This is a genomic window from Roseivirga echinicomitans (genome assembly GCF_001592935.1).
Taxonomy (GTDB): Bacteria; Bacteroidota; Bacteroidia; order Cytophagales; family Cyclobacteriaceae; genus Roseivirga; species Roseivirga echinicomitans.
The window spans coordinates 78,827-92,879 of the sequence record NZ_LRDB01000012.1 but is presented as its reverse complement, the minus strand read 5'-3'; the positions used below and the strand labels follow the sequence as shown (position 1 = coordinate 92,879).

At 39.6% G+C, this 14,053-nt stretch carries 13 protein-coding genes; 4 read left to right on the top strand and 9 right to left on the bottom strand.

From position 1 onward, the window contains the following. Positions 1–106: 106 nt before the first annotated feature. The 5 genes from AWN68_RS09315 to AWN68_RS09295 all read right to left on the bottom strand — a co-directional run bounded on the left by AWN68_RS09315 (position 107) and on the right by AWN68_RS09295 (position 6,101). Positions 107–1,273 (bottom strand): 6-bladed beta-propeller, encoded by a 1,167-nt coding sequence (locus AWN68_RS09315; RefSeq protein ID WP_068414463.1) that lies wholly within the window; start codon positions 1,271–1,273, stop codon positions 107–109. A gap of 27 nt (positions 1,274–1,300) precedes the next feature. Then, positions 1,301–2,446 (bottom strand): 6-bladed beta-propeller, encoded by a 1,146-nt coding sequence (locus tag AWN68_RS09310; protein WP_068414460.1) that lies wholly within the window; start codon positions 2,444–2,446, stop codon positions 1,301–1,303. 27 nt (positions 2,447–2,473) lie between these two features. Beyond that, on the bottom strand, positions 2,474–3,616 hold the full coding sequence (locus tag AWN68_RS09305) for a 6-bladed beta-propeller (RefSeq protein WP_068414457.1): 1,143 nt from the start codon (positions 3,614–3,616) through the stop codon (positions 2,474–2,476). A 120-nt stretch (positions 3,617–3,736) separates the two neighbouring features. Further along, positions 3,737–4,909 (bottom strand): 6-bladed beta-propeller, encoded by a 1,173-nt coding sequence (locus AWN68_RS09300; protein WP_068414454.1) that lies wholly within the window; start codon positions 4,907–4,909, stop codon positions 3,737–3,739. A gap of 34 nt (positions 4,910–4,943) precedes the next feature. Continuing rightward, entirely contained in the window at positions 4,944–6,101 is a 1,158-nt protein-coding gene (locus AWN68_RS09295) for a 6-bladed beta-propeller (protein ID WP_068414451.1), read from the bottom strand. Between the two features lie 394 nt (positions 6,102–6,495). On the opposite strand from AWN68_RS09295, the gene AWN68_RS09290 reads away from it, so the two are divergent. Continuing rightward, entirely contained in the window at positions 6,496–6,702 is a 207-nt protein-coding gene (locus tag AWN68_RS09290) for a YgaP family membrane protein (RefSeq protein ID WP_068414449.1), read from the top strand. A gap of 59 nt (positions 6,703–6,761) precedes the next feature. On the opposite strand, the gene AWN68_RS09285 is transcribed toward AWN68_RS09290, so the two are convergent. The 3 genes from AWN68_RS09285 to AWN68_RS09275 all read right to left on the bottom strand — a co-directional run bounded on the left by AWN68_RS09285 (position 6,762) and on the right by AWN68_RS09275 (position 9,458). After that, positions 6,762–7,934: a 6-bladed beta-propeller gene (locus AWN68_RS09285; RefSeq protein WP_068414446.1), complete on the bottom strand. Its 1,173-nt coding sequence runs from the start codon at positions 7,932–7,934 to the stop codon at positions 6,762–6,764. 64 nt (positions 7,935–7,998) lie between these two features. Then, complete coding sequence (gene kbl, locus AWN68_RS09280) at positions 7,999–9,192, bottom strand: glycine C-acetyltransferase (RefSeq protein WP_068414444.1); 1,194 nt, start codon at positions 9,190–9,192, stop codon at positions 7,999–8,001. 2 nt (positions 9,193–9,194) lie between these two features. Continuing rightward, the gene (locus AWN68_RS09275; protein WP_317038920.1) at positions 9,195–9,458 is read right to left on the bottom strand and encodes a hypothetical protein; all 264 of its coding nucleotides are present in this window, start codon (positions 9,456–9,458) and stop codon (positions 9,195–9,197) included. A gap of 223 nt (positions 9,459–9,681) precedes the next feature. Here AWN68_RS09275 and AWN68_RS09270 point away from each other — a divergent pair, with 223 nt between their 5' ends. Continuing rightward, positions 9,682–10,632 (top strand): NAD-dependent epimerase/dehydratase family protein, encoded by a 951-nt coding sequence (locus tag AWN68_RS09270; protein ID WP_068414441.1) that lies wholly within the window; start codon positions 9,682–9,684, stop codon positions 10,630–10,632. Between the two features lie 297 nt (positions 10,633–10,929). Beyond that, complete coding sequence (locus AWN68_RS09265; RefSeq protein WP_068414438.1) at positions 10,930–11,433, top strand: hypothetical protein; 504 nt, start codon at positions 10,930–10,932, stop codon at positions 11,431–11,433. 81 nt (positions 11,434–11,514) lie between these two features. On the opposite strand, the gene AWN68_RS09260 is transcribed toward AWN68_RS09265, so the two are convergent. After that, positions 11,515–12,966, bottom strand: coding sequence for an NADP-dependent isocitrate dehydrogenase (locus tag AWN68_RS09260; protein ID WP_068414435.1), 1,452 nt, complete (start codon positions 12,964–12,966; stop codon positions 11,515–11,517). Between the two features lie 183 nt (positions 12,967–13,149). Between AWN68_RS09260 and AWN68_RS09255 the strand changes: the two genes are divergently transcribed. Further along, entirely contained in the window at positions 13,150–13,935 is a 786-nt protein-coding gene (locus AWN68_RS09255; protein ID WP_068414432.1) for an enoyl-CoA hydratase/isomerase family protein, read from the top strand. Positions 13,936–14,053: the final 118 nt, after the last annotated feature.

Genomic DNA, 14,053 nt, shown 5'->3' with positions numbered 1-14,053 from the left:
TTTAAAATAAGTACTCAAAGCTCAACATTATAATTGTATGCCTTCAACAACATAATTGATGTATTCAATCCTTGTTTTCCTGTACTCAAAATCAGATAGTAAAACACTATTTAAACTTCACCCACATCACCAATGGATTTTCAGAGGACTCAATTTTTTCTAAAGTAGTGCCCTCACGGTAATTGATTTGATTTTCATCCAGCGCTGATAAGAGTTTAGGAACATCGGCTGTGGTGACAGAAAACATCAGCCGATCTTTTTCCCAGCCCAAGTATAAAAACTCTTCACTCACTGATTTGCCCTTCGGCATTCCCATTCGCTTGACCTTACCAGTCATTCTGTTAATTAAAAAATACTCCCAATGTGAATAGCCGATCAAGGCATCTGCATAAATGTGTTTTTGACCAATCGCCATGCCTATTACCCAAGCTTTATTCTCGGCTTCTACTTTCTGCCAAACCTCAGAAGTAGGTTCAGGTTTGTCTGCCCAAAACCAATTCTCCTTAAAATCAAAATGCACCAAAGGGGCGAGTTTATCATTTGTATAGGCGTAAATGGTGTCACTAAAAACCCTGAAAAGCTGCACTCCATCTTGATATGGAATCACAGTGGAGTAATTAGTAGGCCTCCACATTCCATTAGGTGCATCCTTATATTTCAGAAATGCTTTTTCCAGTTTCAAATCTTTGTCCAGCTTCGCGAATTTGTAATAAGAGCTGTCATTGATAGGGAGGTAATTCATTTCAGCAACGTAGCCATCTTTATAAGGCCGAATATCTCCAACGCGAACTTGATCAGGTAATTTACGTGAGTCGACAAACTCACCTTCAGTGGTGTACCGATAAATCACCGATTTGGGCATTGAATACACTGCGACCAAACCGTTCTCCATCCATAAACTTTCGATTGAAATGTACTCTTCTGGCCCCTGTCCTTGACGGTTTATTTTATTCTTAAAATTTCCATTTTTATCAAAAAAGTAGATTGTTGTATGTTCATTCGTCCCCATCTTTTTATCTGTATGAAAGACAAAGCCATCATCGAGCCTATTGATTTTGCGGATTGTAGATAAAAGCGACTCATCGGTTTCTTCAAATTGCATCAACTCTACCGATTCAATCATATCTATAAAACTCTCCTTAGGCAAGTTCAAATCGAGATGATATGATTTGAAGTCGTCTAAACTCGTGGCCTCCTTGTCATTAACGCTTCCCTTTTCAGAACAGCTTAAAACAAGTGTAAGCATCAAAAAACTGAATAATTTATTCTTCATTTCTAAAATCTAAATACTATGTACTATCTACTCCTCCTTAAACTTCACCCACATCAGCACCGGATTTTCAGAAGACTCTATTTCTTCCAGAGTGGTGCCTTCTCTAAATTCTTTCTGCCCTTCCTCTAACTCTGTTAGAAATTCTTTAACAGCAGTAGAACGCATACTGAAAAGCAGCCTGTCACCTTCCCAACGAATGGGAATAAGCAAGTTTTTATCAGCGCCATTCCTAACCGATTTAATCTTTTGAACTTCTCCAGTTTCTCGGTCAATCAAATAGTTTAAGATTCTGGAGTTTAAAATGTGTTGTACATAGACATATCTTTCGCCAACAAATGACCCAAAAGAATACACAACATCATTTCGTTGCATCATGGATTGAGCCTTTTGAAAATCACTGTACACTGCCCTATCACTCCAAATCCATTTATCCCTAAAGTCTACTGAAAGCAGTGGCCTAAATAAATCGTTTTCATACACATAGACGGTATCATTTATGACATCATTGTAGACCAATCCATCTTTATAAGGCTTAAAATTATCTACTCCCCACGAAAGGGAAATCGCCTTTCTGTCATTAAAAGGTACGGTTGTTTCTATCAATTCCATTTTAGTATTGAGTACAGCAACGGCATGAAAATCATCTTCAACGGGATTTCTACTCACATCCAAAAAATACTTGCTATCATAATAAGCCAAGGAAAATGCTGAATAGGGTATGCGCTTAGATTCAATCCAATTGCCAAACTTGGTATATTTATGGACGCGCATGCTTTGGGAATCAAAAATTGAGAGGTCATCATTTTCAATCCATGAATTCAAAACCAGGTTATATTCCTTTGGACCACCACCAGAATTATTAAAAGCCCTCAAAAACTTTCCATTGCGATCAAAGAAATGGTTATCCCCCGTTCGCGGATATGTAATAACATACTCCCCTTCTAGCGCATCTAATTTATAGACATCCCCCAAAAGAGATTCCTCCGTTTCTTCTAATCGCATTACCTCCACCTCTTCAATCAAGTCAAAAACAGGAGTGGCTTTGCTCTCAACGTCTATGGCGTAGGTTCTGAAATCATCCAAATTAGTGACCTGCTTGTCGTTAACGCCTCCCTTTTCAGCGCAGCTAAAAACAAGTGTAAGGATCAACAAACTGAATAAATTACGTTTCATGTCTAATTTCTAAATACTATGTACTACCTACTCCTCCTTAAACTTCACCCACATCAACACTGGATTTTCAGAGGATTCAATTTCTTCTAAGGTGGTACCCCTTCTTAACTTTATTCTAGACTGATCCAGCTCACTGATCAAAGTACTTAAGTCGTTAGATTGAATTGAGCCAAAAAAAGAATTGCCTTCCCATTTTATCGGAGAAATTGTATATCGCCCATCGCCTTGGTTCCGCAGGTCAATTGAAACGACTGCCCCAGTAAGTCTATCTATGAGAAATGACTGAATATCCGTCATTATATAAGTGGCACTTAGCCAAATATGCCCCTCTCCAATGAACGAGTTAATATTATCCACCTTTTTACCCTTGCTCGCCATATACATGCTAGTGTTCATTTTAGCCTCCTCAGTCCAATGCCATTGCTCACCAAAATCAAAATGAGCCAGTGGTCTGACTTGATTATTCTGGACCAGATACAACGAATCACTCATTACCCCTAAATAAGTAGCCCCATTATCATAGGGCTTTAATGAAGGAGAATTAGAGAAGTAATGCATTTTGGGAAAAGCATTAAAGGGCAAAAGTGCTTTTCCCAACTTATGTTCTGAATTGACCACTACTACCCTATACTTGAGTGAATCTTCAATGACCCCATAATTCAAGTCATACACGAAACCATTTTTTATGGGATAAACATGATGAGCGTAATAGGGAATTCTAATTGAACTGATGAAGTTACCGTTGAAATCATATCGTTTAATATGCTGACTTGCTTTAGAAAAAATGGCAATGGTATCTCCCTCAATCCAAAAATCATAAATGTCAGCATACTCATCTGGCCCTGATCCTTTATGATTGAAACCGAGCTTAAATTTACCATCCTTATTAAAAAAAAGGACTCCAACCTTTTCACTGGCCATGACGAACCCATCGCTGTACTCTTGTAAACGACTTGCATAACCAAGCAGTGATCCTGGCGTTTCTTCAAGCCTCATCACTTCAACGGTATCTATTAAGTCGGCCAGTTTAGTTTGAGACATATCCATGTCTATTTTATAAGACCGGAACTCATCTATGTCCAAGCCAGATTCATCTAAACCCTCTGACTTCCCGTCAGAACAGCTCCACACAGCTAATAGAAGAAGTAAAAATATGTTGCTCGTTCTCATTGTCATTTATCTAATCATCAAACTCAATTTGGAAGGATTTTCAGGATGCCCTCTATATTCGATGACTTGCCATCTTTCTAAAATCTAGTTACTCAATACTATGTACTAAATACGCTCTTCTCAATACCCCTCCTTAAACTTCACCCACATCAATACCGGGTTCTCTGAAGACTCAATTTCTTCTAAAGTGGTGCCTTCGCGAAATTTGATTTGACTGTCTTCCAGTTCTGAGAGAAAGGAGGCTATTTGCGTAGATTGAATTGAGAAAATCATTTTTTCTTTATCCCAGCCTTCGGCCTTTATGCTAAATTTAGTATCTCCTTGCTTTCGAAAATCAAGATTATGTGTTTCGTCTGTAGCTCTATTGATCAAAAAAAATGGTGAGCTAGTTGTGCTTCCAAAACTCCCTAGTCCCATGACATAAATGTACTTTTCTCCCATATACATAATGGCATCCCATATGCCATCATGATTTTGAAGCTCTTCAATATATTTAGCGCTAACTTCCCCCTTACCTCTCCAAAACCATTCTTTACCAAAATCTAAATGAGCAATAGGCTCAAACTCCTGATCCTTTAAAAAATATATTGTATCACTTAGCATTCGAAAAAACAGCACCCCATTATTATAAGGAGAGACGGTCTGAAAGTTTTTGTAGATAGTGAAGGAAGGCGAAGTTTTATAAGGTAAATAGGTTGCATCTACTTTTAAATTTTCGTCTAAAAATGCATATCTAAACCTAGCAGAATCATCTATCAACTCATAGTTCATATCCATGGCATAACCATTTTCATAACCAAGAACATGACCAAGAACATGACCAACCTGATATGGTAATTTTTTCGAATCAATAAAGCTTCCATCAATGGTATACCTGTTCACCTTGGTGTCAATTTTAGAATAAATTGATAGTGTGTCACCCACCAACCACATATCATCTATTCCAGTATATTCTTCAGGCCCATTTCCTTTTCTATTTACTTTATTAACTAGGTTTCCAGCCAAATCAAATACATAGGCATTAGCCCCTCCTCCGCTCAAAAACACCAAATAGTCATCAGTTTTTTTAAGGTTTGACACGTCAGACAAAAGTGAATTGTCCGTTTCTTCAAGTTTTACAATTTCGACCGATTCTACTAGGTTTGAAAAGCGCTCTTTGGGTTGATTTATATCCAAATGATAAGACCTGAATTCATCCAGATTGACAGCTTCCTTGTCGCTAGTACCTCCCTTTTCAGCGCAGCCTAAAACAACAATCACAAGCATCAAAAAGCCGAATAATTTATTCTTCATTTCTAAAAACTAGCTACTAAATACTATGTACTAACTACTCCTCCTTAAACTTCACCCACATCAGCACCGGGTTTTCAGAGGATTCTATTTCTTCTAAGGTAGTGCCTTGGCGGTATTTGATTTGGTCTTCGTTAAGTTCGGAGAGAAAAGAGGCTACGTCTGGAGATTGAATGGTAAATATCATTTGCTCATTGTCCCAACGTAGGGCGATTGCCACACTGTTAGACTTATCTGCCTTTCTCATATCCACATTATGAACAGCTCCTGTGCCACGGTCAATAAAAAAATTTGGTGATACCCTCCCTTCAACGGAACCTGTATATGGTAGCACCCAAATTCGATCTGCTCCAATCTTGGCATCGGCAGACCAAACCTTCTCAGTGTTTCCCATTTCTGAAACAAACTGCTCTGTAACATCTCGGCTCTCTTTCCAGTACCAATCGTTACCAAAGTTCAAGTGTAAGAGTGGAGTAAAGCCTTTATCGCTCAAATAATGCACGGTGTCGCTCATTGCTCTATGCAGCGTCACCCCATCCTTGTAAGGGACTACCGCGTTGGTACTTAATGCAAGACCAACTGACAGTCGGTTGTCCACTGTTAAATACATGCCATCTGGTTTTAAGTCCTTATCCAGTGTGGCATATCTAAAGCGCAAAGAGTCGTTTATTAACCTGTAATTCATCTCCATTGCATAACCCCCATTATAACTATAGATGTGACCAGGAGACAACGGCAACCTTTCAGACCGGATAAAATCACCATCTAACTTGTAGCGCTTAACCGTAAGTTGATTCTTCGAATAAATCACCAAAGTATCACCTTCAAGCCACAGGTCGGTAATGTCTAAGTATTCCTCTGGGCCTTCTCCTTTCCTATTGATCTTGCGAACAAAATTTCCCTTCAAGTCAAAAACAAATACATCATCTTCTCTTCCACTGGTGAACACCAATTCGCCTTTCGTATGATCGATGGCATAGATATAAGACAATAATGAGTTATCGGTTTCCTCCATCCGCACCAACTCCACCGATTCAATTAAATCGGAAAAACGCTCTACAGGGAGGTCAATATCCAAACGGTAAGACTTAAAGTCATCCGTAACCACTACGGATTCACTTTCTTTTTTGGTCGTGTTTTTTGAGCATGAAAATGCGACCAACAGAATAAACAAAAATAGGATGAACTGCTTCATAGTTTTTTTGAGATTGAAGGAAGTTTGAGCTTGATTAATAAATCAAACATTCACTAACAAGGATAACTAAAAGAATAGTCGTTTCAAAAGAATAACAGATCAAATTTGATTTTGTGTATTCTATAGTTTTCAGCTTGGAATAAGAAAAAAAACACAACAGCGACCCCAAGTGACATTATAGCCAAATGACGCCCATTGTCATTTTCTCGCAAGGCCTAAACCAGTGATTAAATCTCCTTTCAACATGACTTATATCAGTATTCGGTAAAGGGATACCCACTAACTTCATGATATGAAAGCAAAAGCATTTTAAGCTGCTGATCGTTTGCGGATTGCGTCTGATAATCATCACAGGGATTGTGCTTTTATTCGAAACCATCTAACTATTGAAATTATGAAAAAGAACATGGGAAGTGCAGACAGAGCAGTAAGAATTTTACTAATCGTTGCTATTGCGATACTTTATTTTGGCAACATAGTGACGGGCACTTTGGGCATTGTATTATTGGTGGTGGCTGCAGTATTTCTTCTGACCAGCTTGTTGAGTTTTTGCCCACTTTATACGCTTGTGGGAATCAATACCTGTCCAGCAAAAAAGTAACATAAAAAAGCCATTGGATTGAACCCAATGGCTTCTTCACTAAAAACCATAAGAGATTTTCATTTTTTTGAAAAGTCTTTGATACTGATGCGCACCAAAACTGGGTTTTCGGACGATGCTATTTCTTCTAAACTGGTACCTCCACGGAAAGACCAAAACTTTGAACTGGCTTCAGACACCAATCCAACGGCATCCAGTGCAGGAAGAAAGGCATAAAATGTATCATCAGACTCCCAATGGCTCACCTGTAAATCGAAGGGTTCTTTTTTTGAGGACCTTTCAAGATCAATGAGAATGATTTCAGAATCCCTTCTGTCAATGACATGTTCCAGCCTTAGCTTGCCACTTTTACCATAAAGGGATGAGGTAATAATATACCGTGAACCTACTTTAGGCTTAATTGACCAAACCTTCTCTCCTTCTCTTAAGCCTTTGATCACATCAGGGCCAAATGGATCGTAATCGTCCCAATGCCAATTGTTGCCAAATTCGAAATGTATAAATGGAACGAATCTATCATTCTGATAAAAATAGACAGTATCAGAATACGCTCTATAGTAGCCAATTGACTTCTTATACTCAAACAGTGGACTTGGTGAAAACATGGTGGCAACGGGAGCTTTCGTAAATGGCAAATACTTTCCAGTAATGCCCATATTCCCATCAAGTCTTACCACTTTATACTTGGACTGATCTTCAAGACTGTTGAAGTTCATATCGAGGAAATAGTTTTCAGAATTACCCAAAGCATGCCCCGTAGTCAATTTTAGTTTATTGCTACTCGCGAAATCACCGTTGAGCCGATAGCGTTTGATGTCATTTAATGAAGTATGGACAGCTATTAAGTTGCCTTCTATCCAAATGTCTTTGATAGCAGGATATTCTTCTGGAGCAATTCCTTGTCGGTTGATTCGATTAATGAGCTTACCCTGATCGTTAAATACGAAGATATCGCCTTTGAGGCTATTGCCCATAAAGACGAACTTATCTCCGACTACATGGACATCTCCAACACTCCCTAATAAAGACTCTGATGTTTCTTCTAGTCGAATAAATTCAACTTCTTCAATAAGGTTCGTGAGCTTAATTTTTCTGTCATTCTTGCTCAGGTCATAGGACACGAAGGAGTCCGAGACTTTTCCCTGCCCAATAACTTGAGCAGAGAAAAGGCACATGATCACTAAGGTTTGTATACTTCGAATTAGCTTTATTTGATCATAAAATTTCTTCATATACCAATATAATCTACAACAGACTATAGGGCATATTCAAATAGTGATGAACGGACTGATTTTATTAAATCACCCCTAAATCTTTACCTACTTCGGTAAAGGCTTGAATGGCTTTGTCTAAATGATGTCTTTCATGCCCCGCAGAAACTTGAACTCTAATTCTGGCTTGGCCTTTCGCCACTACAGGGAAGAAGAAGCCAATTACGTAAATGCCTTTTTCTAAAAGTGCATCGGCCATTTTTTGGGCCAATTTAGCATCGTAAAGCATTACAGGCACAATAGCGTGCTCGCCCGGCTTAATATCAAAGCCAGCTTCAGTCATTTTACTTCTGAAGTACTTGGTGTTTTCCTCCAATTTATCGCGAAGGGTGGTGGCTTCAGAAAGCATATCGAATACCGCGATGGACGCACCCACAATAGAAGGCGCCAAAGTGTTAGAGAATAAATAAGGTCTTGAGCGCTGACGAAGGATTTCAATCACTTCTTTTTTAGCTGAGGTAAACCCACCAGAAGCACCACCTAGGGCTTTACCCAATGTGCCAGTGATAATATCTACACGACCCATGCAGTTTCTGAATTCATGAACGCCTCTACCCGTTTTGCCCATAAAACCTGTTGAATGACATTCGTCTGTCATTACCAAAGCTTTGTATTTATCGGCCAAATCACAGATTTTATCTAATTGTGCAATAGTGCCATCCATTGAGAAAACACCATCAGTCACAATGATCTTATTCTTCGCTCCCTTAGCGTCAGCATCTTTCAATTGCTGCTCAAGGCTGTCCATGTCATTATGATCATAACGGAAACGCATCGCTTTACACAAACGTACACCATCAATAATAGAAGCATGGTTTAGCGCATCCGAAATAATGGCGTCTTCAGCACCCAGCAATGGCTCAAAAACACCACCATTCGCATCGAAAGCCGCGGCATAAAGAATGGTATCTTCCATGCCCAAAAATTCTGAAATCTTTTGCTCTAGCTCCTTGTGAATATCTTGTGTTCCACAAATAAAACGAACAGAAGACATACCGAAGCCATGCGTATCAATGGCCTTCTTGGCCGCCTCAAGCACCCTTGGGTGAGATGATAAGCCTAAGTAGTTATTCGCACAAAAGTTGATTACTTCTCTTCCATCAGCAGTTTTGATGTCGGCCGCTTGGGGAGTGGTAATGATTCTTTCTTTTTTATAAAGTCCGGCTTCTTTAATTTCTGCTAGTTCAGCCTGAAGTTTGGGTTGGAGTGTATCGAACATAATTAATTTGTTTTCGGTTTGGGTCTCATCATCACTTTAGGTCGGGCTTGCGCTGTTGGCGCTGCCTTTTCCAGCACTTCTTCCTTTAATGGAAATGCTCGCCTAATAGGATTGATCAGGTATAATTTCTGAGCTGTAAAGCTATTTGGATGCATTTGGTCATACAAAGCTTTGAATTTACCCCATTGTTCTGGCTCCCCTTTTTGAAAGGCAGCCGAGTCAATTTTCTTGTCTTTTAAATAAGTTTCAAAGTCCTTGATTTCCATTGCAATGCAAATATAAAAAATATGGGTTCCGAACGACTATTCGTGTCGGCAAAGGTTTTACTTATTCTATTGCATTCGCTAATATTGCAGCACAAAATGGTAGCGCCTTTTGAGGACTTAACCTCCTCAAGAGGTTCCTACCGTTCAGAAACTTTCTGTTCTTTAAGCAGAAAAAGAAGAATAGATTTCTGATTCAACGATTACAACTAAAACTAAGAAGCAAATGACTAGAGTACTTATCATCGGAGCGAGTGGACAATTAGGATCGGAACTGACTATTGCGCTCGGTGAGGTTTTTGGAAACGAAAACATCATTGCTTCTGATATTTCTTCACCTCACGCCAACATTGCTGGTTTTACTTTCGAAAAACTAGATGTAATGAATGCGGCTCAGCTGAAGGAAGTTGTTGAAAAACATTCGATCACTCAGATTTATCATTTGGCGGCCATCCTTTCTGCCAAAGGCGAATCTAACCCTCAGTGGGCTTGGAACTTGAACATGACCAGCTTATTGAATGTGTTGGAATTGGCCAAAGAGAAAAAACTAGACAAAATTTACTGGCCAAGTTCCATTGCCGTTTTCGGACCCAACACGCCTCTGGACAATACTCCTCAGTTCTGTGAGAAAGACCCCAACACGGTATATGGCATCAGTAAACTTGCTGGCGAAAGATGGTGCGAATACTACTTCGACAAATACGGAGTGGACGTTCGAAGTATCAGATACCCAGGACTTATCGGTTACAAATCTTTGCCAGGTGGTGGGACCACGGATTACGCAGTAGAAATTTATCACAAAGCATTAAAAAGGGAGAAATTCACCTGTTTCTTAAAGGAAGACACGGCCTTGCCAATGATGTATATGCCGGATGCGATTAAGGCCACCATCGACCTAATGCAAGCACCCGCAGAGCAAGTGAAAGTACGTTCTAGCTACAACCTTTCAGCCATTAGCTTTACGCCTAAAGAAATGGCAACTTCTATTCAAAAGCAAATGCCTGAATTCGAAATTGATTATGCGCCAGATTTCCGTCAGGCCATAGCCGATAGCTGGCCAAACACCATTGACGATTCTCAAGCGAGAGGCGACTGGGGTTGGAAACACGATTTCAGCTTAGACGCCATGACTGAAGACATCCTTGAAAACCTACCTCCAATTTTAGATAAGTTTTAGGGGTTCGTTCATTAGTTAATTGGTAATTGGTCACCACTGTAGCAGACCCTCCGGTTTATCTACCCAAAGTCACTATCGCAGGTTCTCTGATTTATCTGCCCTTAGGCAGGACCTGTGACTACCTATGAACACAAGGACTCCGTCCGTTTTATTAAGAACCACACCATTATCTGCTCAACTGAAAAAGATCCCTACGGGATGACTTAACGCTAGTTTAGTTAGGTAAATGAATTGACTAAAAAACACAAGAGGACTCCTACGGACAACCTAATCCAAGCTCTCTGTGTCTAAACAGGTATGAAAAATCTAATCGCCTTCTCTTTACTCGTATTTATTCTTTCTTCTTGTGGAAACGAAAACCCATCACAAATATACAGAGCGTTCCAGGCGGGACGTAAACTAGAATTTATTTCGGATAATGTAGATGATCCTAAAGTGCCTGTGGTTTCGGATGGAGAAAACCTTGTTTTTAAATACACTTATGCACACGAAGAGGATGAAAACATCGCTGATGATGAACTGGCAGAAATGTTCTATTTAGAAATACCTAAGGGCAGTACCTCATATACCTATAACGGCACTAATACAGATGAGAATGGGTCGATCAACGCGGCTTATCGCAGGTCTTGTTTTTGTGGATTCAGTGAATACACTTTAGAAAAAGCCATTATCTCTGCTTCAAAAATCAATGAAAGCGAATGGCACATTTCTTTCGATGTCATCTTCAAAGGTCAGCACGACCAATTATACCCACTAAAGGACAATGGCAAATACAACATAAATACTGATGAGTATTTCTAATAAGGCAGGAGTTCAAAAAAAATGTCCTGAGCCAAAAGCAGGCCCAAGACATTTGTGAAAATTAATCAAGATAAAATCTTCTTATTCACCTTGGCTTAAAGAGTAACCTCTTTCTCCATCAAAGTGATATAAATGTTCTGTTTTAATAAAGTCAAAACCTTCTTTTTGAACACGCTCTAAAATTTTAATAATATCCGCGTTATCTAACGTTCCTCCTTCTGGATGCGTAAATCTACACCTCCAATGATCAGACTTGAAAATTTCGTCCATTCCATTTGGGTAAACCACCACACCGCGGTTCGACACTTGGTCTAATTTTAATTGATCGGTAGAAACGTTTTTCAATAATCGATCTCCAATTTCATTGGCGTCACGTGTACCTTCTCTCCAATCAATAAATACATCAACCCCTACCAGCTCTTTCTTCTTGGCTGGTTTTTCAGGTACCACCACTTGAATTTTAACATTCTGGTTATACTTTACAGGCTTCAACTTCTCAGGTACTTGACCTAACCTTTCGATGACCGCATCGGCAAATTCTCTGGTACCTACTTTTTTCACACTACGATTCAGTCGGTACACATCACCTGTATGAATTCCGTCTTCCAAAGTTTTCAACCAAGCATTTTGGATTAACTCAGCTTTATCGGCTTTACCCAACTGAACGAGCATCATAAATGCACCGTTCAACAAACCAGATGGGTTGGCCATGTCCTGACCAGCAATGTCTGGTGCTGAGCCATGAATGGCTTCGAACATAGAATAATTCGTTCCAATATTGGCAGAACCTGCCATCCCTACTGAACCTGCTACTTCCGCAGCAATGTCAGAGATAATGTCTCCGTATAAGTTCAAAGTCACCACTACGTCCAAAGATTCTGGACGAGCCGCTACTACAGCCGACCCGATATCAATAATCCAGTGATCAGACTGAATTTCTGGGTATTCAAGTCTTACTTCATTAAATATTCTGTGGAACATACCATCGGTATGCTTCATAATATTGTCTTTGGTCATGCAGGTCACTTTCTTTCTACCGTATGCTCTGGCGTACTCAAAAGCGTATCTGATAATCTTTTCAGAACCCGGCTCTGAAATCAATTTCAAAGTCTGAACAACTTCACTCGTCTGCTGATGTTCGATTCCAGCGTATAGGTCTTCTTCATTTTCACGAACAATCACCAAATCCATATGAGGGAAGTGTGACGGCACAAATGGGGGGTAAGCTCTGAATGGTCTTACATTGGCAAATAAACCAAGTGACTTTCTGATGGTTACATTCAAACTCTTATAACCTCCACCCTGAGGTGTGGTAATAGGCGCTTTAAGTAAAACTTTATTTTTTCGAAGTGTATCCCAAGACTCAGGACTGATGCCTGATTTATGTCCTGCTTTGTATACTTTTTCACCGATTTCAATCACATCATAGCCCAAACCAACATTGGCGGCATCCATAATACGAATGGTGGCGTCCATAATTTCTGGACCAATTCCATCACCATAAGCGACTGTAATTCTATTTTGTGTTTCCATAAGTGCTTGAATGTATTTTTCTTGAATGGCTGCAAAGGTATTAAAGGAAGGTTTTAAAAGGAATTAAAAGCCAAATTTATCGCCTTCCACTCATCAGATATTTTGAGCCGAACACTTAACCTTGCTTTAGTCTTTTTAGTTTTCTCACATTGCTACTATCTTTGCACCTTACTCAACTAAGCAATGGACTTATACCAGAATATAAAATTCGAAAATAAAGACGGGGTCGTTCACCTCACCATCAATAGGCCCGACAAGCTAAACGCACTCAACATCCAGACTGTTGAAGAGATTGGAGAGGCCTTCCAGGAAATTTACGATTCAGTCGATATTAAGGCTGTAATCATTACTGGAGAGGGTGAAAAGGCCTTTGTGGCTGGCGCTGACATCTCAGAAATAGCTGAACTTTCAGAATTAAACTCAAGAAAATTCTCAGAACAAGGACAAGAGGTTTTTGCCAGTATCGAAAACTGTCATAAGCCTGTTATTGCTTTAGTGAATGGCTTCGCCTTAGGCGGAGGTTGTGAATTGGCCATGGCTTGTCACATCCGCATTGCCACTGAAAACGCGAAATTCGGACTTCCAGAAGTAAATCTTGGTATCATTCCTGGCTTTGGAGGAACACAAAGACTTACTCAATTAGTGGGTAAGGGTAAGGCGTTTGAACTTGCTATGTCTGGCGACATGGTTAAAGCTGACGAAGCAAAAACCTTGGGCTTAGTAAATCATGTAGTTGAAAGTAAAGCTGCTGGCCTTCAAAAGGCAGAAGAACTTCTTGGCAGAATCACAAGCAAAGCCCCTTTAGCTGTTGGCATGGTGATCGAGTGTATTAACGCAGTTTATACGAATGAAATTGATGGCTATCAGGCTGAGGCCAATAGTTTTGCCAACTGCGTGAAAACCGAAGATTTTAATGAGGGTACAAAAGCATTCTTAGAGAAAAGGAAGCCAGATTTTAAGGGAGAATAAGAGGCTAATTCAAAATAGAGGGTTTAACACGAAGCCATAACATTACACATGATTTGGCGTTCAATAAAAAATCCAAAATCGTAAATTCATTTATGGCTCAAAGCATAAATCCTTGTAG